Annotated in this window: 21 protein-coding genes and 1 pseudogene; 21 read left to right on the top strand and 1 reads right to left on the bottom strand. The window is 63.5% G+C overall.

The window, feature by feature from the left end; translation table 11 throughout:
- Positions 1-175: 175 nt before the first annotated feature.
- The 12 genes and pseudogenes from V1273_RS26430 to V1273_RS26375 all read left to right on the top strand — a co-directional run.
- A complete protein-coding gene (locus V1273_RS26430) occupies positions 176-1,219 on the top strand; it encodes a LacI family DNA-binding transcriptional regulator (protein WP_334411400.1) in 1,044 nt (347 codons plus the stop codon).
- 82 nt (positions 1,220-1,301) lie between these two features.
- Positions 1,302-2,759, top strand: a complete 1,458-nt coding sequence (xylB, locus tag V1273_RS26425; protein WP_334411399.1) for a xylulokinase — start codon at positions 1,302-1,304, stop codon at positions 2,757-2,759.
- Positions 2,756-4,078, top strand: coding sequence for a xylose isomerase (xylA, locus tag V1273_RS26420; RefSeq protein WP_334411398.1), 1,323 nt, complete (start codon positions 2,756-2,758; stop codon positions 4,076-4,078). Before xylB ends, xylA begins: the two co-directional genes overlap by 4 nt.
- Before the next feature lie 12 nt (positions 4,079-4,090).
- Entirely contained in the window at positions 4,091-4,855 is a 765-nt protein-coding gene (locus tag V1273_RS26415) for an ATP-binding cassette domain-containing protein (RefSeq protein WP_334411397.1), read from the top strand.
- A complete protein-coding gene (locus tag V1273_RS26410) occupies positions 4,855-5,937 on the top strand; it encodes an ABC transporter permease (RefSeq protein WP_334411396.1) in 1,083 nt (360 codons plus the stop codon). Before V1273_RS26415 ends, V1273_RS26410 begins: the two co-directional genes overlap by 1 nt.
- An 87-nt stretch (positions 5,938-6,024) precedes the next feature.
- Positions 6,025-6,957 carry a sugar-binding protein gene (locus tag V1273_RS26405; protein ID WP_057843321.1) on the top strand — a complete coding sequence of 311 codons (933 nt, stop codon included), beginning with the start codon at positions 6,025-6,027 and terminating at the stop codon, positions 6,955-6,957.
- Between the two features lie 87 nt (positions 6,958-7,044).
- Positions 7,045-8,022, top strand: a complete 978-nt coding sequence (locus V1273_RS26400; protein ID WP_334411394.1) for an aldo/keto reductase — start codon at positions 7,045-7,047, stop codon at positions 8,020-8,022.
- A 3-nt stretch (positions 8,023-8,025) separates the two neighbouring features.
- Complete coding sequence (locus V1273_RS26395; protein ID WP_334411393.1) at positions 8,026-8,895, top strand: amidohydrolase family protein; 870 nt, start codon at positions 8,026-8,028, stop codon at positions 8,893-8,895.
- Between the two features lie 446 nt (positions 8,896-9,341).
- Entirely contained in the window at positions 9,342-10,589 is a 1,248-nt protein-coding gene (gene dinB / locus V1273_RS26390; protein WP_334411392.1) for a DNA polymerase IV, read from the top strand.
- Between the two features lie 84 nt (positions 10,590-10,673).
- Positions 10,674-11,729, top strand: a complete 1,056-nt coding sequence (locus V1273_RS26385; protein WP_334411391.1) for a sugar phosphate isomerase/epimerase family protein — start codon at positions 10,674-10,676, stop codon at positions 11,727-11,729.
- 13 nt (positions 11,730-11,742) lie between these two features.
- Entirely contained in the window at positions 11,743-12,918 is a 1,176-nt protein-coding gene (locus V1273_RS26380) for a Gfo/Idh/MocA family protein (protein ID WP_334411390.1), read from the top strand.
- Between the two features lie 116 nt (positions 12,919-13,034).
- Positions 13,035-13,121, top strand: a pseudogene (locus V1273_RS26375) (ribose-5-phosphate isomerase); the annotation flags it as partial.
- On the opposite strand, the gene V1273_RS26370 reads toward V1273_RS26375, so the two are convergent.
- Positions 13,102-14,031: a LysR substrate-binding domain-containing protein gene (locus V1273_RS26370; RefSeq protein WP_334411389.1), complete on the bottom strand. Its 930-nt coding sequence runs from the start codon at positions 14,029-14,031 to the stop codon at positions 13,102-13,104. The pseudogene V1273_RS26375 and the gene V1273_RS26370 overlap by 20 nt on opposite strands.
- Before the next feature lie 258 nt (positions 14,032-14,289).
- On the opposite strand from V1273_RS26370, the gene V1273_RS26365 reads away from it, so the two are divergent.
- From V1273_RS26365 to V1273_RS26325, 9 genes are all read left to right on the top strand, one after another.
- Positions 14,290-15,324, top strand: coding sequence for an ABC transporter substrate-binding protein (locus tag V1273_RS26365; protein ID WP_334411388.1), 1,035 nt, complete (start codon positions 14,290-14,292; stop codon positions 15,322-15,324).
- A gap of 86 nt (positions 15,325-15,410) precedes the next feature.
- Complete coding sequence (locus tag V1273_RS26360; RefSeq protein ID WP_334381072.1) at positions 15,411-16,454, top strand: ABC transporter ATP-binding protein; 1,044 nt, start codon at positions 15,411-15,413, stop codon at positions 16,452-16,454.
- Complete coding sequence (locus tag V1273_RS26355) at positions 16,451-17,359, top strand: ABC transporter permease (protein ID WP_334381073.1); 909 nt, start codon at positions 16,451-16,453, stop codon at positions 17,357-17,359. Before V1273_RS26360 ends, V1273_RS26355 begins: the two co-directional genes overlap by 4 nt.
- Positions 17,356-18,162 (top strand): ABC transporter permease, encoded by an 807-nt coding sequence (locus V1273_RS26350; RefSeq protein ID WP_334411387.1) that lies wholly within the window; start codon positions 17,356-17,358, stop codon positions 18,160-18,162. The genes V1273_RS26355 and V1273_RS26350 overlap by 4 nt, the downstream gene beginning before the upstream one ends.
- An 8-nt stretch (positions 18,163-18,170) precedes the next feature.
- Positions 18,171-19,310 (top strand): NAD(P)/FAD-dependent oxidoreductase, encoded by a 1,140-nt coding sequence (locus V1273_RS26345; protein WP_334411386.1) that lies wholly within the window; start codon positions 18,171-18,173, stop codon positions 19,308-19,310.
- 34 nt (positions 19,311-19,344) lie between these two features.
- Positions 19,345-19,641, top strand: coding sequence for a (2Fe-2S)-binding protein (locus V1273_RS26340; protein WP_065749465.1), 297 nt, complete (start codon positions 19,345-19,347; stop codon positions 19,639-19,641).
- Positions 19,638-21,056, top strand: coding sequence for an FAD-dependent oxidoreductase (locus tag V1273_RS26335; protein WP_334411385.1), 1,419 nt, complete (start codon positions 19,638-19,640; stop codon positions 21,054-21,056). Before V1273_RS26340 ends, V1273_RS26335 begins: the two co-directional genes overlap by 4 nt.
- Positions 21,053-22,195 (top strand): NAD(P)/FAD-dependent oxidoreductase, encoded by a 1,143-nt coding sequence (locus V1273_RS26330; RefSeq protein ID WP_334364157.1) that lies wholly within the window; start codon positions 21,053-21,055, stop codon positions 22,193-22,195. The genes V1273_RS26335 and V1273_RS26330 overlap by 4 nt, the downstream gene beginning before the upstream one ends.
- Entirely contained in the window at positions 22,192-22,539 is a 348-nt protein-coding gene (locus V1273_RS26325) for a RidA family protein (RefSeq protein WP_334411384.1), read from the top strand. Before V1273_RS26330 ends, V1273_RS26325 begins: the two co-directional genes overlap by 4 nt.
- The last annotated feature ends 142 nt before the right edge of the window (positions 22,540-22,681 follow it).

Here is a 22,681-nt window from a genome sequence, read left to right as displayed (position 1 = left end):
ATCCGACAGCTCTGAGCTCGTACTGCTCAGTGAGCTGGGCCACTTGTGCGCAATTGGCGCCGTGCTGCAATTCACCATCGGCTTTGCCTCGGGAGTTCTAGCAGCTCCCCGCTGCTGCGCCGTATTCCTCAAAATGAGTTGCGTACCTCAAATAACCTCTGCTAGCCTTCAGCCCATGAAGGAGCCGGACGCCGACAACCCTCTCACGCTCAGGGACATCGCCCGCCAGGCTGGCGTCAGCCTCGCGACGGTCGATCGCGTCCTGCACAACCGCCCCGGCGTGCGGCCGGATACGATCCGCCGTGTCAAGGAGACGATCGCGCGCAACTCCTTCCAGCCGCATGTGGCCGGCGCCGAGCTCGCCCGTGGCCGCGCCCGGCGCTTCGCCTTCGTGATGCCGTCGGGGCCGAACCTGTTCATGCAGCAGATCCAGTCCTATCTCGGCGAGATGTCGGGCTGGCTGTCGGCCCGCCGGCTCGCGGTCGAGATGGTCGCGACCGACGTGTTCGATGCCTCCGTTCTCGCGAACTCGCTGGAGGCTCTTGTCGGCGAGTATGACGGCGTCGCGGTTGTCGCGCTCGATCATCCGAGCGTGCGGGCCGCCATCAATGATCTCGTCGATGGTGGCGCCAAGGTGGTGACGCTGGTTTCTGACGTGCCGTCGTCGCGCCGTCATTATTATGTTGGCATCGACAATATCGCCGCCGGGCGCACCGCCGGCGCGCTGGTCGGCCGCCTCGTTGGTCTGCGATCCGGCAAAGTCGCGATCGTCGCCGGCTCGCAAGGCCTGCGCGACCATGCCGAGCGCATCTTCGGCTTCAATCAGGTGATGGCGTCGGAGTTTGCTGGGCTTAACGTGCTGCCCGTGCTCGAAGGGCGCGACGAGGACGAGCGCTCGGAACAGCTCATGTCGCGGCTGCTCGGCAAACATCCTGACATCGTCGGCCTCTACAATGTCGGCGCCGGCACGCAAGGCGTTGCCAAGGCCCTGATCGATTCCGATCGCGAGAAGCAGGTGGTGTTCGTCGGACACGACGTCACCGTGCTCACGCGCAAGCTCTTGTTGCAAGGCGTGATGGATGCGGCGATCTCGCAAAACCCGGGACATGAGGCCCGCGCCGCCGTGCGCGTGCTGCTCGCGCTCGCCCGCGGCGAGCCGATCCTGAGTGAACAGGAGAAGATCCGGATCGACATCGTGATGCGGGACAATCTGCCATAGCCTGCAGAACTGATTTGCAAGACGGCCCGGTGTGGGGAAGGCGACAGAGATCGCGAACCGGGCCGGAAGGGAGGATGACGACGTGTATCTCGGGATGGACATCGGCACGTCCGGTGTGAAGGCGGTGCTCGTGAACGAGACTGGCGCAATCGTCGCGACAGCCGCGCGCGAGCTTGCGCTCTTGCATCCCGCACCGTTGTGGTCCGAGCAGGATCCGGACGCCTGGGTTGATGCAGCGATCGGCGCCATCGACGATCTCGCGTCCGTTCATCCGAGCGACGTCGCGCAGGTGCGTGGCATCGGTCTCTCCGGCCAGATGCACGGCGCTACCCTGCTCGGCGAGGACGGCCGTCCGCTGCGTCCGGCCATCTTGTGGAATGATGGCCGCTCCTATGCCGAGTGCAAGGAGCTGGAGGCGCGCTGTCCCTCGCTCCACGCTATCGCCGGCAATCTCGCGATGCCAGGCTTCACCGCGCCAAAGCTGCTCTGGGTAGCGCGCCATGAGCCCGAGATTTTCGAGCGCGTGGCAAGAGTGCTGCTGCCAAAAGCCTATGTGCGCTACCGCCTGACCGGCGAGATGGTCGAGGACATGTCGGACGCCGCCGGCACGCTCTGGCTCGATGTCGGTCAGCGCCGTTGGTCTGCGGTGCTGCTGCATGCCACGGGGCTCGATCTTCACCACATGCCGCGCCTGGTCGAAGGCAGCGAGATCGGCGCGGCACTCAACCCCGAATTTTCGAAGCGCTGGGGCATGGCGAAAGATGTCATGGTTGCCGGCGGTGCGGGAGACTGTGCCGCGAGCGCGATCGGGCTCGGCGCCATCACGCCCGGCGATGCGTTCCTGTCGCTGGGAACTTCGGGCGTGGTGTTTCGCGTCACCGACAGTTTTGCGCCGGCGCCCGCGTCGGCTGTGCACGCCTTCTGTCATGCGCTTCCGGGTCTCTGGCACCAGATGGGCGTGATGCTGGCGGCGGCCGCCTCGCTCGCCTGGCTTTCGGGCGTCATGGCGACGCCTGCCGCCGCGCTGCTGGCGCCGCTTGGCGAGACCGTCCGCGGACCGAGCCCCGTCAAGTTCCTTCCCTATCTCGATGGCGAGCGCACGCCACACAACGACGCTGCCGCCAGCGGCGCGTTCGTGGGTCTTCGCGGCGCGACGGGACGCGATCAGATCGTCCAGGCTGTGCTCGAAGGCGTGGCCTTCGCCGCGCGCGACAATCTCTCGGCGCTCGGCGATGCCAGTTCGGCGATCACGGAGGTCGACCTTGTGGGCGGCGGCTCGCGCTCGGCGCTGTGGGCTCAGATCTGCGCCGATGTGCTCGGCATTCCCGTCCACCGCGTCGAGGAGGGCGAGGTCGGTGCAGCGCTTGGCGCGGCACGGCTCGGCCGGCTTGCCGCAACCAACGAAACCCCTGCACAAGTCTGCACGCGTCCGCGGCGGCTTGCGAGCTTCACGCCGCGTCCGTCTGCCGAAGCCGCCTACGATGAAGCCCATCACCAGTGGCGAAAACTATATCCCGCGCTGAAGGAGTTCTCCCTGTGAACGTGTCACCCAAATTCTTCGGGGCGAGTGCGCCGGTCGCCTACGGCGGCAAGGACGCCAAAAGCCCGCTCGCGTTCCGCTGGTACAATAAGAATCGCATCGTTCACGGGCAGCGGCTCGAGGACCACCTGCGTTTCGCGGTCTGCTACTGGCACTCGTTCTGCTGGCCCGGCGGCGATCCTTTCGGGGGCGAGACGTTCATGAGGCCCTGGCATCATGGCGCGGATGCGATGGCAATGGCGCGTGCCAAGGCCGACGTCGCGTTCGAGCTGTTCCGCCTGCTCGATGTGCCCTTCTTCACCTTCCACGATGTCGACGCCGCGCCGGAAGGCGCCTCGCTGGCAGAGTCCGTTGCCAACCTCAACGCCATCGCCGATCTCTTCGAACAGAAGATGGCGTCTTCCAAGGTGCGTCTACTCTGGGGTACGGCCAATCTGTTCACGCATCGCCGCTACATGGCCGGCGCCGCGACCAATCCGGATCCGGACATCTTCACCTATGCCGCCGGCCAGGTCCGCGCCGCGCTTGAGGTAACGCATCGGCTCGGCGGTCAGAACTATGTGCTCTGGGGTGGACGGGAAGGCTATGAGACGCTGCTCAACACCGACATTCAGCGCGAACTCGATCAGCTCGGCCGCTTCGTCTCGCTGGTCGTCGAGCACAAGCACAAGATCGGTTTCAACGGACCGATCCTGATCGAGCCGAAGCCGAAGGAGCCGACCAAGCATCAGTATGATTTCGACGTCGCCACCTGCTACGGGTTCCTCCAGCGCTATGACCTTCTGAACGACGTCAAGCTCAACATCGAACAGAACCACGCCATCCTTGCCGGCCATTCGTTCCAGCACGAGATCGCGCTGGCCCAGGCGCTCGGCGTGTTCGGCTCGCTCGACATCAACCGCGGCGACGATCTGCTCGGCTGGGATACCGACCAGTTCGCGATGAACGTGCCAGAGCTGGCGCTGGCGTTCCACGACATCCTGAAGGCCGGTGGCTTCACGACGGGCGGTCTCAATTTCGACGCCAAGATCAGGCGGCAATCGATCGATCCGGACGATCTGATCCACGCCCATGTCGGCTCGATGGACGCCTGCGCGCGGGCGTTCGTTGCCGCCGCCGACATGCTCGATGCCGAGGCGCTGACGATGCCGATTGCGGAACGTTACGCCGGATGGGCTGATGCCGAGGGACGCGCGATCCTCGCTGGCCAGCGTTCGCTTGCCGATCTTGCTGATCGCGCGCTGGCACCCGGTTTCGATCCGCAGCCGCGCTCGGGTCGTCAGGAATATCTGGAATCACTGGTCAACCGGTACGTCTGAGCGAGGCCGAGCATGGAAACCGCAGGTGCGGCCGGGCAACCGGTTCTGGAATTGACAGGGATCGGCAAGGAGTTCGGCGCGATCCGCGCGCTGCACGACGTCGACATGCAGGTCTTCCCCGGCGAGGTGGTCGGCCTGATGGGCGACAACGGCGCGGGCAAGTCGACGCTCGTCAAAATCATCGCCGGAAACTTCCGCCCCACCCATGGCGAGGTCCGCTTCGGCGGCAACGCGGTGCATTTCTACCGTCCCATCGATGCCCGCGCGGTCGGGATCGAGGTCGTCTATCAGGACCTGGCGCTTGCCGACAATCTCACGGCGGCGGCCAACGTCTTCCTCGGGCGCGAGCTCAAGCGCAAATTCGGCCCGTTCGCTTTCCTCGATCACAATGCGATGGCGGCGCGCGCGCTGGAGCTGTTCGGCGAGCTGCGCTCCGAGACAAGACCGCATGATCTCGTCAAGCAGATGTCGGGCGGCCAGCGCCAGGCAGTTGCGATCGCACGAACCCGCCTGTCGAACGCCAAGCTCGTGATGATGGACGAGCCGACCGCGGCGATCTCGGTCCGCCAAGTCGAGCAGGTCCTGGGCCTGATCCATCGGCTGAAAGAGCAGGGCGTCGCCGTCATGCTGATTTCCCACCGCATGCCCGATGTCTTCGCGGTCTGCGACCGCGTCGTCGTCATGCGCCGCGGCGAGAAGCGGGCGGACAAGCCGATCGGCGACACCAGTCCTGAGGAAGTCACCGCCCTGATCACGGGCGCAAAGGAGGCAGCGTGATGGCCATGCCCCTGGAATCCCCGATCTCGTTTGCCAATGTCGGTCGTATCAGATGGTGGCAGCGTGGCATCTTCGCTTCGCAAACCGGTTACGTTCTGCTCGCGCTGCTGGTGCTGCTCGTCGTGATGCATTTTGCCAGTCCATATTTCTTTACCGAAGGCAACATGCAGAACGTGGCGAAGAACTTTTCCTTCATCGCCATTGCCACCCTCGGCATCACCTTCGTGATCATCACCGGCGGCATCGATCTCTCGGTGGGATCGATGATGTGCTTCTCCGCCATGATCACGTCCATGGTGATGTCGGGCCTGTCGACGCCGGGCATGCCCGGCGCGTCCCTGTTCGTGCATCTGGCTGCGGACGGCAAGACCGTGGTCGCCAATGTACCGGGGCTGATCCTGCTTGTCTCGATCCTGGCGGGACTTGTCACCGCGCTGATCGTCGGCCTCGTCAACGGCTTCTGCATCGCCGTGCTCGGGCTGTCGCCCTTTGTCACTACGCTCGGCATGCTCTCGATCGTCCGCGGTCTCGGCTATGTCGTCTCCAACGGGCGCGGCAGCTTTCCGGGCGGACCGGATGCCGACTATTTCTACGCGCTGACATCGGGCGATCTGTTCGGCGTACCGGCGCCATTCATCTATCTCGTGATCCTCGCGGCGGTAATGGCGATCGTGCTGCACCACACGAGCTTCGGCCGTCATGTCTTCGCGCTCGGCGGCAACGAGAAGGCGGCGGAATTGACTGGCATCCCGGTCGTACGGGTCAAGATCGAAGTCTACGTGATTTGTGCGCTGGCCGCAGGGCTGCAGGGCATCATCGTCTCGGGCTGGCTGGGGTCTGCGCCCGCGAACATGGCGACATCCTACGAACTCAACGTGATCGCAGCGGCGGTTATCGGCGGTGCCAATCTCGCAGGTGGCGTCGGCGGCCCGCTCGGGGCCATCGTCGGCTGCGTGCTGCTTGAGGTGATCCGCAATGGCCTCGTGCTCGCGCAGGTCAGCTCCTACTGGCAGCAGACGCTCGTGGGCGTGATCATCATTCTGGCCGTGCTGGTCGACCGCATCCGCTCACGCATCACTTGAGGTTACTCCGGGGGAGCAACGAACACTTCGTCTATCCGCCTTCTGGAGATTCAATTCAAAAGGATAGACACAAATGTGGAGGGACCAATGAGGAAAATACTTCTCGCCGGAATGGCCATCGCGATGATGGCGACCCCGGCATTCGCCCAGACCTACAAGTTCGTGATCGTGCCCAAGGCGATGAACAATCCGTTCTTCGACGTCGCGCGCGACGGTTGCCTGAAGCGCGCCAAAGAGCTCGGTAACGTCGAATGCATTTACAAGGGGCCGGTCGAGCATGAGCCGGCGACGCAGGCGCAGATCATCCAGGATTTCATTACGCAAAAGGTGGATGGTCTTGCGATCTCGGTCGCGGATGTCGCAGCGATGACCAAGTCGATCGAGGCTGCGACCGCGGCCGGTATTCCTGTCATCACCTTCGATGCGGATGCGCCAGGCTCCAAGCGCATTGCCTATATCGGCACCAACAACAAGGACTTCGGCCTCGCGCTCGGCAAGCAATTGCTGCAGCTCAAGCCCGAGGGCGGCAAGTATGCCGTCGTCTCCGGTGGTCCGGGCGCCAAGAACCTCGCCGAGCGCGTCGATGGCGTGCGCGAGGCGCTCAAGGGCTCGAAGTGGGTCGAGGTCGCAGGCTCGCCGACCTTCTGCAATGACGATCCTGCGCTCGCGGTCCAGCAGATGGCGGATCTGCGCACTGCCACGCCGGATCTCGGCGCGATCGTGCCGGTTGGCGGCTGGCCGATGTTTGCGCCGGAAGGCTACAAGGCCTTCGTCAACAAGAACAAGAAGGACATCGATGCCGGCAAGCTGACGCTCGTCGTCGCCGATACGCTCAAGATGCAGCTTGAACTCTTGCGTGACGGCTACTCCAACGCGCTTACGGGACAGCGCCCGTTCGAGATGGGCGAGAAGGCGATGGACACTCTGCTGGCAATCAAGAAGGGCCAGAAGGTTCCCGAGGTCATTTATACCGGCCTCGACCTCGTGACCAAGGACAATGTCGCTCAACTGTTGAAGTAGGAAACGTTCTCAGCCCCAACGTTCCTGCGCTACACTCCCTCTCCCGGTTGCGGGAGAGGGAGTGCTGGTTCGACCCTGGAGCTTGGAATGAAGCGTACACGGCTTGCGGATAGGATCGACGTCACGGCGATTGGTCTCGGAACCGCTCCTCTCGGTGGATTGTTTGCGCCGGTTAGCGATGCGGATGCAGAGGCGACGATCGAACGCGCCTGGTTGCTCGGCGTCCGCTTCTTCGATACCGCGCCGCTTTACGGCTTTGGATTGGCCGAACGTCGCTTGGGTGGTTTTCTGCGCCGGCAGGAGCGGGACTCCTTTGCAATCTCCACCAAGGTGGGCCGCTTGTTGCGCCCAGCCAGTGCTGCTGCGGAAGACGATCACTACAAGGGCACGTCCGCCGAGCGGCCGCAATTCGACTTCAGCTACGACGGCGTGATGCGATCGGTTGAGGAAAGCCTCGCCCGTCTCGGGCTCGACCGCGTCGATGTACTGCTCGTCCATGATCCAGATGACCACTATGAGGATGCAGTTGCCGGTGCCTTCCGCGCGCTCCGGCGCTTGCGCGACGATGGTACGGTCAAGGCGATCGGCGCCGGTATGAATCAATCCGAGATGCTCGCCCGCTTCGCCGAAGCGGCGCCGGTCGATTGCTTCCTGCTGGCGGGCCGCTACACGCTGCTCGACCAGGGCGCGCTGATGACGTTGTTTCCGATCTGCCGTGCGAAGAGCATCGGCGTCATTCTCGGGGGCATCTACAACAGCGGCATCCTCGCCAACCCGCGCGCCGGCGCGAAGTTCAATTACGAAGACGCCGATGCGGCGCTCGTCGCCCGCGCGCTGGCGCTGGAGGCGCTGTGCCGCAAGCATGGCACCGAGCTCAAGGCCGCCGCAGTGCAGTTCTGTATGGCCCATCCGGCGGTAACGGTCGCGCTACAAGGTGCGCGTAGCGCTGCGGAGGTTTCGGACAACATCGCGATGTCCGAGCGGCTGGTGCCGTCCTCCTTCTGGCAGGAGCTGCGCGAGCGCAAGTTAGTCGATGCGTCCGCACCGCTGCCGGGTGGAGCTTGACCCATGGTGATCGACGGTCATCAGCATTTCTGGGATCCCGCGCGCGCCGATTATCCCTGGATGGAGGCGCCCGAACTCGCGCGGATCCACCGCGCCTTCGGCCCAAGCGATCTCGCGCCGCTGCTTCTCGCCAACGGGGTCGATGTAAGCATTTTGGTGCAATGCCGCTCCTCGATCGAGGAGACCGAGGAATTCTTGCGCGTCGCCGCTGCGACGCCCTTCGTCGTCGGTGTGGTCGGCTGGGCCGACCTGACGGACGGGGCGGTCGACGAGACGCTCGAGCGGCTCCGTGGTTCGCTCGGAGGCGACAGGCTGGTCGGCATTCGTCACCAGGTGCACGACGAGTCCGATCCCGATTGGCTGCTGCGCGAGGACGTGCAGCGCGGTCTGACCGCCGTGTTCGCGCGCGATCTCGCCTATGATCTCCTGGTGCGCACGCGTGAAATGCCGGCCGCGATCGCAACTGCGCAGGCGTTTCCGCAAGGGCGCTTTGTCCTCGATCACGCCGCCAAGCCGCCGATCGCGGAGGGATTCAGCCGTGAATGGGCCGATCTTCTCGCCGCACTCGCCGCTTGCGGCAATGTCTGGTGCAAGATCTCGGGTCTCGCCACCGAGGCAAGGTGGGACGACTGGGATGCGGAACGTCTGCTTCAGTTTGTCGCGCACGCCGCCAAATGCTTTGGCGAGGATCGCCTGATCTTCGGCTCCGACTGGCCGGTGTGTTTGCTCGCGGGAAGCTATGGCGCGACCAAGGGCGCGCTCGAGGAGTGCCTGATGAAGCTTGGTCCGCACGTGCGCGACAAGGCGTTTGGGGCGAACGCTCAGCGGGCATATCTTATTCCTTCTGCCCTTGTGGGAGAAGGTGGCGCGTAGCGCCGGATGAGGGGCCCAAACGAACCATACCGCTGATTGACGTCTTGGGTTCGCAGGGGACATTGGTGCTGATGGACTGGAGCGAGAGTTCAAGTTTTTCAATCGGACCTGGCATCTTATCTATACGGAGGTCCGTTATGTTGCCAAAGAAGCCACGCGAACTCCGGGTGTCTCAGCAGCAGGATCAACCAAGCCAAAAAATTCTTCACCGCGGACTGCGATCTCTACTTCATCCCCGCTAGGCATGATGGCCCTCCATCTGCTCGCGCAATGGAGAAAGTCTGGCCATCAAGGTGCTGCATCCAGCGGATCACCACTTTGATGGACGGACGTTGCTTAACTTCCGTTGACCAACCAAAAGAATGTTCCTATTTTGTTCTTACGTCGAATGTGCCATCCAAAAGACGGCACCAAATTTCGGTCAAGTGTCACAGGTGAACGGCCGGGTGGCAACTACATCCACCATCCTTCATGCAGACCTGGATGCTTTTTATGCCTCGGTTGAGCAGCTCCTCGACCCTTCGTTACGCGGTAAACCAATAGCCGTCGGTGGCGGGGTTGTGCTTGCCGCTTCTTACGAAGCCAAGGCGTTCGGGATCCGCGGCGGCATGCCAGGACGGCAGGCGCGCGAGCTGTGTCCGCAACTCATTTTTGTCGGCGGGCATTTCAAGGACTACCAACGGCTGGGTGATGCCGCCATCAAGGTGATCGGCGATTTCACACCCCTCGTTGAGCGGATTTCCATCGACGAGGCCTTTGCCGACGTCGCAGGCTGCACCCATCTCTTTGGTACGCCTGCCGACATAGCTACGGCAATCCGTCGGCGCGTGCGCACCGAGCTGGGGCTTCCGATCTCAGTGGGCGTCGCGCGGACCAAGCATCTGGCGAAAATTGCCTCGCAAGTAGCCAAGCCCGACGGGCTCGTGATTGTCGATCCCGACGCTGAACTGGAATTCCTTCACGAACTGACCGTCGACCTGATGTGGGGCGTGGGTCCGGTCACGAAGGCGCGGCTTGCCAAGATCGGCGTGCTGACGATCGGGCAGCTGGCAAACACGCCGGGATCGTCGCTCGAGCACCTGCTCGGTCCCGCGGCAGGGCAGAAACTCGCAGCGCTGGCGTGGAATCGCGATCCGCGGCAACTCAAGCCTCACCGCCGGGCCCGATCGGCAGGAGCGCAATCGGCTATTGGCAGGAGGCCGGCCGAAATGCGAATTATTCGATCTACCCTGCTTCACCTTGCGGACCGCATTGCAACGCGGCTCCGGGCGAAGTCCCTGCCTGGTCGAACTGTGACGGTCCGCGTTCGCTTCGCCGACCTGAGCTCGGTCACGCGCTCGGTAACGCTCGATGCACCAATTTCCGCGACCATGATCCTCGCGGAGCTTGCAGAGGAACTGGTGCGCGCAATCCTTGCAAATCATCCGGACGAGAAGACCATCTCTCTGGTGGCGATCTCCGTTTCGCATCTTGAGGCGCACTGGGATCTGGAGCTGGAACTCCCGTTTGGACTTCGAAATGAAGCGCGCCGCCCCGGCACCAAAATGGGCATGGCACGTTGGGCGGCTGACTGCGCCGTTGACAAGATCCGCGATCGCTTCGGACGGGATGCTATCGGATACGGTTCGGCGGCGCTGGGTATTTCTCGTTCCGTGCCCGACGAGTTTCGCAAGCTCGCCGAGAAGGACCTGTAACCATCGCCGATCACGGGCTACGGTGGGATATCGGGCTCAGCGGGCACGCGCTGCTGCGGCGTCCAGAGGAGAAGGAAGCGCTTGATGAAGATGATCAAGGGACCGGCGATATTCCTCGCTCAGTTCACTGCCGACGCGGCGCCGTTCAACTCCTTCGAATCTATCTGCGGATGGGCCGCCTCGCTCGGCTACGAGGGAATTCAGATCCCGAGCTGGGATGGACGACTCTTCGACCTCAACAAGGCCTCAGAGTCCCAGGACTATGCCGATGAGGTGAAGGGGATCGCAGCCGGTCACGGCCTTTCCATCACCGAACTCTCGACGCATCTGCAGGGCCAGCTCGTCGCCGTTCATCCGGCCTATGACGCAGTATTCGACGGCTTCGCCGTGCCGGAGGTGCGCGGCAATCCCAAGGCGCGCACCGAGTGGGCCGTTGCCCAGGTCAAGCGCGCAATCCGCGCCTCAGGGCGCCTCGGGCTCACGGCGCACGCGACCTTCTCCGGCGCATTGGCCTGGCCCTATGTCTATCCCTGGCCGCAGCGTCCGGCCGGCCTCGTCGAGGCCGCCTTTGACGAGCTCGCCAGGCGCTGGCGGCCGATCCTTGATTATGCGGAGGAGCACTGCATTGATGTCGCTTATGAGATCCATCCAGGCGAGGACCTGCACGACGGCGTCTCCTATGAGATGTTTCTCGAGCGGGTGAATGGCCACACGCGCGCGAACCTGCTCTACGACCCGTCGCACTTCCTGCTACAGCAGCTCAACTATCTCGACTTCATCGATATCTATCACCAACGCATCAAGGCCTTCCACGTCAAGGACGCGGAGTTCAACCCGACGGGCCGCCAGGGTGTCTATGGCGGGTTCCAGAGTTGGGTCGATCGAGCTGGCCGCTTCCGCTCACTGGGCGATGGCCAAGTAGATTTCGGCGCGATCTTCTCGAAGCTCACGCAGTACGATTACGGCGGCTGGGCGGTGATGGAATGGGAATGCGCGCTGAAGCATCCTGAGCAAGGCGCGCGCGAGGGCGCCGAATTTATCAAAAGACATATCATTCGGGTCACGGAGAAGGCCTTCGACGATTTCGCAGGCTCCGGCGCCGACGACCAGATGAACCGCAAGATGCTCGGCATCTCCTGAGCGAGGAAGAAGAATGGCGATTGAGGCAAACAGCGAAACTGGCGGCCATGGTCGTATTCGGCTAGGCATGGTTGGCGGCGGCCAGGCATCTTTCATTGGCGCCGTCCACCGCATTGCCGCGCGTATCGACGACCAGTTCGAGTTGACAGCCGGCGCGTTGGCGTCGGATCCGGTCCGAGCCAAGGCCTCGGCGAAGGAGCTCGGTATCGCCAACGACCGCGCCTATGGCTCTTTCGAAGAGATGGCGAAGGCGGAAGCCGCGCGCCCGGACGGCATCGAGGTGGTCTCGATCGTAACCCCCAACCACATGCACAGCCCGGTTGCCAGGGCCTTCCTTGAAGCCGGCATCCACGTCATCTGCGACAAACCGCTGACGACGACCGTCGCCGAGGCCGAGGAACTGGTGGCGCTCGTCAGGAAGACGGGCAAGGTCTTCGTCGTGACCCACAACTACACGGGCTATCCCATGGTCCGACAGGCCCGCGCCATGGTTGCGAACGGCGATCTCGGCGAGATCCGGCTCGTCCAGGCAGAATATCTGCAGGATTGGCTGACGGAGCGATTAGAGGCAAGCGGCCACAAGCAGGCCGCGTGGCGCACGGACCCGACCCGATCCGGGGCTGGCGGGTGCATCGGCGACATCGGCACCCACGCCTACAATCTCGCCTGCTTCGTCACTGGACTTGAGCTCGACGAACTGCTCGCTCAGCTCTCGACCTTCGTCGGCGGCCGGCGTCTCGATGACGACGTCCAGATCCTCCTCAAGTGGAAGGGAGGTGCCAGAGGTATGCTTTGGGCAAGCCAGGTCGCGGTCGGCAATGAGAACGGCCTGACGCTGCGCGTCTATGGGACCAAGGGCGGACTCGAATGGGTACAGGAAAATCCGAACCATCTCTGGTTCACCCGCTATGGGCAGCCCAAGCAACTCCTGACCCGCGGCGGTGCCGGCGCCTTGGTCGAGGCGGGCCGTCTCACCCGCGTGCCATCGGGGCATCCCGAGGGTTACCTTGAGGGGTTCGCAACAATCTATACTGAGGCAGCGCGCGCTATCCGCGCAGCACAGGCCGGCAAGCCGCCCGATCCGGCGGTGATTTTCCCGACTGTCGCGGATGGCCTCGCCGGCGTGAAGTTCATCGAAGCTGCGGTGAACTCATCCGCAAGCAATGGCGCCTGGGTTCGGATCACGTAAATGCCGACGTGGCTGCAATGCTGATTTTGGCTGAACGTCAAGAACGGTAAACTCGACGTATCTACAAGAAATTCCACGGGATCGAGCTGCCGGCCGACATGCGTGGTTGAACGAAGGCGTCGTACCTGTCGGCCGAATTCTCAACGGACGAGGATTTCCGTCGGCGAGTCGAAAAGCTTCGCGTCATGGATGAACAGGGCTGAGGCCGGACATGGGCCCGTCAATGTCGTCGAGCGCCTGCCGCATGGCCTCCACCAGATCCAACGCGACTGGCGAGGGGCTGCGCTGCGGCGGAAAAACAGCAGCGAACTCGAAATCGATCCGCGGCGTGAAGCGGCGCGCGATGACGCCGCGGCTTTCGAATTCTCGCGCCGTGAATGGATCGCAGATCGCCACGCCAACTCCGGATGACACCAACCCGCACATGATCTCAGACAGGCTGGTTTCGACCCGAAGGACACGGCGGACATCGTCGCGATTGAAGGCCTGGTCGATCAGATGCCGGCCTGTCGACCCGGTCGTCAGCGACACGAAGGTCTCGCCCTCGAAATCGCGCGGCTCCAGCATCGCCTTGGCCGCGAGTCGGTGTCCTTCGGGCAGAACTGCAACGCGAGGGGGCGCTGGCAACCGCACGATCGACAGGCCCACATGGGCGATAGGTACCTCTGCGAAGCCGATGTCGCATTGGTTGTTCAATACCCAGTCGACCACAATCGGTGAGATCACGCCAAAGAACGCCAAGTTGAGGTTCGGCCGCTCCCTCAGAAACCGCCCGGCGAGCCTTGGCAGGTAGCCGTTGGACAACGCCGGCAAGGCGGCGATCCGAAGCGTGCCGGTTCGGCGGCTGCGGATTTCTTCGGCTGCTGCAGTGATCCGTTCGAGACCAACGAATGAACGCTCGACTTCCATGTAGAGTGCCGTGGCGGTTGCCGTTGGCACAAGTCCGGTGCCACGCTTTTCGAACAGCTTCATTTTGAGTAGCGCCTGGAAGTCGCGCAGGAGGCGGCTCACCGCCGGCTGCGTCACAGCCATGAGCGCCGCCGCGTCCGTGACGCTGCCCGTCAGCATTGTCGCTCGGAAGGCCTCGACCTGCCGCGAGTTGATGCGCGCCATCCCCGCTCCATTCATAACATTCCAGTATGAAGATGGTGCCATTATTAATTGGACGGCGAAAGCGGGGATTGCGATCTTTTTCAGCAAGACTCGAGACGGCTCATTTTTTGAGCAGGGTCGGGCAATCCGAGGCGAGGCGGTCCGTCGATCCCGACGAACGGGCACATCCGTCTCGGGGAGGATGCCAGTCAGAATGCGCGCCAGATGTCAGGTCGTCGGTACGTCACGTCGCAACCACGCAATTCGGAGCTCGTCCACATGAAGCATCTCGGCCTTTTGACAGCGGTCAGCATCGCGGCCCTGGCCTCGGTCCCGTCGCCGGTTTCGGCGCAGCAGAAGACGCTGTATGTCGCCGGATACGGCGGCTCCTTCGAAAAAACGATCCGGGACGCCGTGGTCCCTGCCTTTGAGCAGGCCCACGGCGTGAAGGTCGAATACGTTGCCGGCAACTCGACGGATACGCTTGCCAAATTGCAGGCCCAGAAGGGCAACCAACAGATCGACGTGGCCATCGTCGATGACGGTCCGATGTATCAGGCGATTCAGCTTGGCTTCTGCAGCAAGATCGAAGGCCTACCCGCCGATCTCTATGATGCCGCCCGCTTCAAGGATGACCAAGCGGTTGCCATTGGGCTGGTCGCGACCGGTTTGATGTACAACACCAAGATCTTCGCCGAGAAGGGCTGGGCGCCGCCTACCTCCTGGAACGACCTCAAAGATCCGAAATACCAGAAGCAACTGGTCATTCCGCCGATCAACAACACCTATGGCCTGGAAGCTCTCCTGATGCTCGCCAGGATGAACGGCGGCAGCGAAGCCAACGTCGACGCGGGGTTCAAGATCTTCAAGAATGACATCAATCCGAATGTGCTGGCCTACGAGCCCTCGCCAGGCAAGATGACCGAGCTGTTCCAGTCAGGCCAAGCCGTGTTGGCCGTGTGGGGCACAGGCCGGGTCCAAAGTTTCGCGAACACCGGCTTTCCTGTCGACTTCGTGTATCCCAAGGAAGGCGCCGCCACGCTCCTCGCAAGTGCGTGTCCGGTCGCCAAGCCCAACGCTTCACCGCTCGCCGCGACGTTCGTCAAGACACTTCTCGACCCGAAACTGCAGCTCGTCCTGTTGAAGGACTACGGCTACGGCCCGGTGCTGAAGTCTCTGGTCGTTCCGCCGGAGCTCGGCAAAATGGCGCCGATCGGCGAGCGCGCGGCGAAGCTCTATACGCCCGACTGGACCATTATCAACGAGAAACGCGAGGAATGGACCAAGCGGTGGAATCGCGAGGTTGAGCGCTGAACCAGGCGGGCCGACGGGATTTCGCTTCAGCAGCCGAGAACGCCACTGACCGCGTATCGGCGTCGGCCACACCAGGATCCGAATCCATGTCCTTTCTCGAGCTCGACCGTGTCGCGAAGCAGTTCGGCCCGCAGACCGTTGTGGACGACTTCAGTCTTGCCGTGGGCAAGGGCGAGTTCATCTCCCTCCTCGGTCCATCGGGCTGCGGAAAGACCACCACGCTGCAGATGATCGCAGGCTTCCTGGATCCCTCGCGCGGCGCGATCCGGCTCGAGGGCCGCGACCTCACCGCAGTCCATCCGGCCAAGCGTGGCCTCGGCATCGTATTTCAGAGCTACGCGCTGTTTCCGCACATGACCGCGGCAGAGAACGTATCTTTTGGACTCGAGATGCGGCGCGTGCCGAAGGCTGATCGCAGCGAGCGAGTCCGCACCGCCCTCGCGATGGTCGGGCTCGCCGGCTTCGAGGATCGTTATCCGCGACGCATGTCGGGTGGCCAGCAGCAGCGCGTGGCGCTCGCCCGCGCGCTGGTGATCCGGCCGAGCGTGTTGCTCCTCGACGAGCCGCTGTCGAATCTCGACGCCAAGCTGCGCGAGGAGATGCAGATCGAATTGCGCCAGATCCAGCGCAACCTGGGCACCACCACGATCCTCGTCACCCACGACCAGATCGAGGCGATGTCGCTCTCCGATCGTATTGTGGTGATGAGCCAGGGCCGCATCGAGCAGATCGGCACGCCGCAGGAGACTTATGAGCGGCCCGTGTCGGCCTTCGTGTCTCAGTTCCTTGGCAAGACCAACGATTTCGCCGCGACGATCGACCGGACCGCCGCTCCGGCGCGGCTGGTTGCCGGCTCCTGGAGCGCGCCCGCGCCCGCTGGTGTCGCCGGCTCGGTGACGGTCAGCATTCGCCCCGAGCGAATTGGCTTCGGCGACACGGGGCTCGCAGCGAAGATCATCACCCGCATCTTCCAGGGCAATCACTGGCTGTTCCAGTGCGAGACCGAATCTGGTCCTGCGATTGTGATCCGCCAGAATGACGGTCAACCGCAACCCGCCGAGGGCGAGGCCGTCCGGCTTGCCTGGCGGCCGGAAGACATGAGCCTGCGCACCGCCGGAGGCGCCAAATGAGCACGGCTCCCGACACGTCTGTCTTGACCACAGGACCATCGACCGATGAACGCGCCGCGCGCGCCCCTTGGGCGCTGACCGCGCCCGCGCTGATGCTGTTCATCGGCATCCTTGTGATCCCGCTCGCGATGACCGTGATGCTCTCGTTCCATGATTGGGGCCAATACAAGGGCATTGAGCCGGTTTTCATCTTGAAAAACTGGCACGAGATCGCAACCGATCCCTACTATGCCGAGATGTTCTGGCGCACCTTCCGCGTCGCGCTGCTCGCGACGCTGATCACCGCCGTGTTCGGCGCGCCGGAAGCCTATATCCTCAACCGCATGAGCGGACGTTGGAAGAGCTTCTTTCTGCTCGTCATCCTCGGCCCGCTATTGATCTCCGTGGTCGCACGCACGCTCGGGTGGGCGCTTCTGTTCGGCGGCAACAACGGCCTCGTCAACAAGTTCTTGATGTCGCTCGGGTTGATCGGCTCGCCACTGCCCTTCATGTTCACCGAGACCGGCATGGTCGTGGCGCTTGCCCATGTGATGATGCCGTTCATGGTGTTGTCGGTCTGGGCCGCATTGCAGCGCCTCGATCCGCAAATCGAAAACGCCGCGTTGTCGCTTGGCGCCAGCCCGCTCACCATCATCCGCCGCATCGTCCTGCCGCAGATCATGCCCGGCGTGTTGTCGGGGGCGATTATCGTGTTCTCGCTGTCGGCCAGTGCCTTTGCCACGCCGGCGATCATCGGCGGACGTCGGCTCAAGGTCGCGGCGACGCTGGCGTATGACGAATTTCTCAATACGCTGAACTGGCCGCTCGGGGCGGCAGTCGCCGTGCTGCTCCTCATGGCGCTCGTGCTGATCGTCGTCGGTAGCAACGCGCTGATCGAGCGGCGCTACGCCGAGGTATTCCGATGAGGACAAATGGCCCGATCTCTCTTGTGTTCCACACGGTATTCGTCGTCTTCATGCTGGCGCCGATCGTGGTGGTCTGCCTCGTTGCCTTTACGCCCGATGGCTTCCTGTCGCTGCCAACCAACGGCTTCTCGCTGCGCTGGTTCAGGGCGATCGCCAGCTATCCCGAATTTGTTCACGCCTTCTGGGTGAGCCTCGGACTCGGCGCGCTGTCGTCGTTCGTGGCGCTCCTCTTCGCCGTGCCGGCGGCGCTCGCCATCGCCCGCTACCGCTTCCTCGGCCGCGATGCGCTCGCGGCGCTATTCCTTTCGCCGCTGATGATTCCCCATGTCGTGCTCGGCATCGCCTTCCTCCGCTTCTTCACGTCGATCGGCATCGGCGGCAGTTTCGCGGCGCTCATCATTGCCCATGTCTTGGTGGTGTTTCCGTTCGCGCTCCGGCTGACGCTGGCTGCGGCGACCGGCATGGACCGCTCGGTCGAGATGGCGGCGCTCTCGCTCGGCGCGGACGATTGGACACTGTTCCGCCGCGTGACTCTGCCCTTGATCCTCCCTGGCGTCGTCAGCGGCTGGGCGCTCGCCTTCATCCAGTCCTTCGATGATCTGACCATGACCGTCTTCCTTGCCACGCCCGGCACCGAGACGCTGCCGGTCCGCATGTTCCTTTACATCCAGGACAACATCGATCCGCTGGTGACCTCCGTCTCCGCCAGCGTCATCGCAATCACCATGACAGCTCTGGTGCTGCTCGACCGCTTCTACGGACTCGATCGCGTGCTCGCCGGCAAGAGCGACGCAGGGCGATAGGAGAAGCCATGTCAAAGGATTACGACGTCGCTGTCGTCGGCGGCGGTCTGCTCGGTTCCGCCATCTCCTGGGGTCTTGGCCGGCTCGGCAAGAAGGTCGCCGTCCTCGACGAGGGCGATATCGCCAGGCGTGCCTCGCGGGCCAATTTCGCGCTCATCTGGGTGCAGAGCAAAGGCCTCGGCATGCCGGCCTACACCGGCTGGACCGTCCGCGCCTCCGAGACATGGCCAGCGCTTGCCGCTGAATTGAAGGAGCAGACCGGTCTCGACGTTGCCCTGCAGCAGAATGGTGGCTTTCATCTAACGCTCGGTGAGCACGAATTCGAGCAGCGCGCTCAACTCGTCACGCGCATGCATAACCAGGTGGGGGCGGCCGATTACCGGATGGAGATGCTGTCGGCGTCCGAAGTGAAAAAGATGCTGCCTCTCGTCGGCCCCGAAGTCTCCGGCGGCAGTTTCTGTCCGCTTGACGGGCACGTGAATTCGCTGCGCACCTTCCGCGCTTTCCATATCGGCCTAAAGCTGTTTGGTGTCGATTATCTTCCCGAGCGACCGGTTTCAGCGATAACCCGCGCCGGCGGCGAATTCCACCTGTCGACGCCGCAGGGCGATATCCGTGCAGCGAAAGTCGTGCTCGCCGCCGGCAACGCCAACCAGACACTGGCGCCGATGGTCGGGCTGTCAGCGCCGATGGGCCCGACCCGTGGTCAGATCGTGGTCACCGAGCGCACAGTGCCGTTCCTCCCGCATCCGCTGACTACGATCCGCCAGACCGACGAGGGGACAGTGATGATCGGGGACAGCAAGGAAGAGCAACTCGACGACCGCGTGCTGAACCATTCCGTCAGTGCTGTCATGGCGGATCGCGCGCAGCGCATGTTTCCTCACCTTGCCCGCCTCAACGTGGTGCGGAGTTGGTCCGGTATCCGCGTGATGCCGCAGGACGGTTTCCCGATCTACGACCAGTCGGAGAGCCAGCCGGGCGCTTTCGTCGCCTGTTGCCATTCCGGCGTAACGCTCGCGTCCAATCACGCGTTCGAGATTGCCCGGATGGTCGCCGAGGATGCGCTCGACGCGGAACTCGTCGGCGCCTTCTCAGCCCGGCGCTTCGTCGAAGACCGCGCTGCGACCGGCAGTGGCTATTACTGAAATCGACATGGCTCGAAGGGGCCAGGAGACATCAATGTTCAAGCGATCCGATCAGGACACCAGAAGACCCCTGCAGATCTTCGTCGACGGGACCGCAGTCGAGGCGCGAGAGGGCGACACGGTGTCCGCAGCGCTGCTTGCCTCCGGCCGCGACGCCCGCCGCGCTACCGCGGTCAGCGGCGCGCCGCGGCTACCCTATTGCATGATGGGCGTGTGCTTCGACTGCCTCGTCACGATCGATGGCGTCGGCAACCGCCAAGGCTGCCTAGTGCCGGTCGCCGAGGGGATGCAGATTGAAATCCAGAAAGGCAAGCGGGAGATCGGGCGATGAGAGCGACCCCCAAGCGCGATAGCTACGACATCGTGGTGATCGGGGCCGGGCCTGCTGGTCTCGCCGCCACCGTGTTCGCAGCAGAGGCCGGCCTGTCGACCCTGCTGCTTGATGAGAACCCCGGTCCCGGCGGCCAGGTCTGGCGCGCTATCTCATCGACTCCAGTAGTGGAGCGCGAGCAACTGGGCGCAGACTATTGGGCGGGCGCGGACCTCGTCCAGGCGGTGCAGTCGAGCGGTGCCGAAATCATCCATCGCGCGACCGTCTGGAGCCTTGACCGCAACCTCGAAGTCGGTGTCTCCGTGGGCGGCGCGTCGGCCTTCATAAAGGCGGGTCGCGTGATCCTGGCGACGGGCGCGCTGGAGCGGCCGTATCCCATTCCGGGCTGGACGCTCCCGGGGGTGATGACTGCCGGCGCCGCGCAGACGATGCTGAAGTCTTCAGGTCTCGTGCCTGACGGGCGCACGGTTATTGCCGGGCAGGGACCATTGCTTTGGCTGCTCGCGGCGCAGATCCTGCGCCTTGGCGGCCGCATCGACCGCATCCTCGATACAACCGCGCGCCGGAACTATCTCGCCGCGCTGCCCCATGCCTTCGCCTTCATGACCTCACCCTATTTCGCGAAGGGACTAGCGATGATGAGGGAAGTGCGGGCGAAAGTGCGCGTCGTGACCGGCGTCAACGAACTTTCTGCTGAGGGGGATGGCCAGCTTGCAACCGTCACCTATGCGGCAGGCGACCGACGTGAAACGATTCCCGCCGGGTTGCTTTTGCTGCATCAAGGCGTGGTACCCAACGTCAATCTCGCCATGGCAGCCGGAATCGAGCATCGCTGGGATGACGGGCAGCTCTGCTGGTCGCCGGTGCTCGACGACAAAGGTAACACGTCGGTCGAGGGCATCGCCATCGCCGGTGACGGCGCCGGGATCGCTGGCATGGAAGCTGCCGTCTTCCGGGGCCGTATCGCAGCAAGAGCCGCAGTTCAAACTCTGGCGCCCGAGGAGGCGGCAAAGCTCGCACCCATGGCTACGCTCAGGACTAATCTGGCTCGCGCCGAGCGCGGGCGCGTCTTTCTCGACACGTTGTTCAGGCCCGCGCGGCAGTTCCGTATTCCTTCGGGCGACACGATCGTCTGCCGCTGCGAGGAAGTCACTGCCAACGACATTCTCGACGCCGTCGCAATCGGCGCGACGGGTCCAAATCAGCTCAAGGCCTATCGCCGCACCGGCATGGGCCCGTGTCAGGGGCGGCTCTGCGGGCTCACGGTCACCGAACTCATGGCCGAGGCCCGCGGCAAGAGTCCGCAGGAGATCGGCTACTATCGGCTGCGTGCACCCGTAAAGCCGATCACGCTGTCGGAATTGGCGGCCGTGGCGAAGACAGAGGCCGACGTGAACGCCGTGGTGCGGGGATGACCAGGCTTGTGGATGCTATCGTCGTCGGCGGCGGCATCCACGGATGTTCGACTGCACTTCACCTGAGTCTCGCCGGGATGAAGCCGGTGCTGATCGAGAAGGACTATGCTGGCCGCCACGCCTCGGGGGTGAATGCCGGCGGCGTCCGTCAGCTCGCAAGGCATGTCGCCGAAATTCCGCTCTCGATCCGTTCCATGGGCATATGGGAGGGGATCGGCGAGCTGGTTGATGATAGCTGCGGATTCGAAAGCCACGGCCAGGTGTTGGTCGCCGAGAACGACGCCGAATTCGATGCTTGCCGCGCGCGCGTCGCCGAGCTGAACGCGCTCGGCTTCACCCACGAGGAACTTATCGATCGGCCGGAGCTGCGACGGCTGGTGCCGGCCGTTGCCGAAACCTGCCCTGGCGGCGTCGTGTCCCGGCGCGACGGCGCGGCCGAACCCGCGCGCACCACCACTGTCTTCCGCCGCAAGGCGGCAGCTCAGGGTGCAACCGTCCGCGAAGGCGTAGCGGCGACCAATATCCGAAAGCAGGACGGTCTGTGGCGGGTTGATGTCGGCACCGACACCTATGCGGCGCCGGTGCTCGTCAACGCCGCCGGGGCGTGGGCCGGCCGTATTGCCGCGGCACTTGGCGAGCCGGTGCCGGTGGAGACCGTGGCGCCGATGCTGATGATCACCTCGCGCGTGCCGCATTTCATCGATCCGGTGGTGATCCTGCGCGGACGCAAACTCTCCTTCAAGCAGTTTGCCAACGGCACAGTCCTGATCGGCGGCGGCCATTTGGCAGCGGCGGACCAGGATCGAAACGAGACCGTACTGGACTGGCGCAGTCTTGCGGTCAGTGCCGGCACCGTCTTCGATCTCTTTCCAGCCATGCGGAGCGCATCGATCGTTCGCGCCTGGGCCGGCATCGAGGCAAGGACGCGCGACGATCTGCCTGTTCTGGGTCCGAGCGTGCGCCACACGGGGCTCTACCACCAGTTCGGTTTCTCGCTGCATGGCTTCCAACTCGGCCCCGGCGCCGGCGCTGTCATGGCCGAGCTGATTGTCAACGGCGGCACCCAGACCCGGATCAGCGAACTGGGCATCGACCGTTTCTTTTCCTTTAATCCCGCAAACGAAGATGAGACATTATGAGCATCATCCGCAACATCCGCACGCCAATCATGCATCGCGCCATCGAGGCCAACGGTTTTGTGTTCGTCGGCGGGACAATCGCCGACGACACCAGCGCCTCAATGGGCGAGCAGACCCGCAACATCCTTGGCAAGATTGCTGGCTACTTGAAGGAAGCAGGAACGGACTCGTCCCGCATTGTAAGTGCCTCGATCTTCGTGACGGATCTGTCGAAGAAAAAGGAAATGGACGCGGCCTGGACCGAGTTCTTCGCCGACAACCTGCCGGCGCGAGCAACAGTAGGTGTGACCGATCTCGGCGGCGGTGCCTTGATTGAAGTGGTGGTCACCGCCCTAAAGAGTTAAGACCAGCGCGCGTGTATTAGGAGCATTTCATTCCCATCGGCAAGGTATCTCACACGTTAGACGTGGCTTGCCGTAGCCAGCTCAAACTTCCCGGTGATGGCGCGGTACTGATCGTGGCCGATCGTCGAATGCACGGTAGGAC

It is taken from the genome of Bradyrhizobium sp. AZCC 1721 (genome assembly GCF_036924715.1).
Classification (GTDB): domain Bacteria; phylum Pseudomonadota; class Alphaproteobacteria; order Rhizobiales; family Xanthobacteraceae; genus Bradyrhizobium.
Note: the sequence above shows the minus strand (reverse complement) of the source record. Positions and strands in the feature narration are given on the sequence as shown.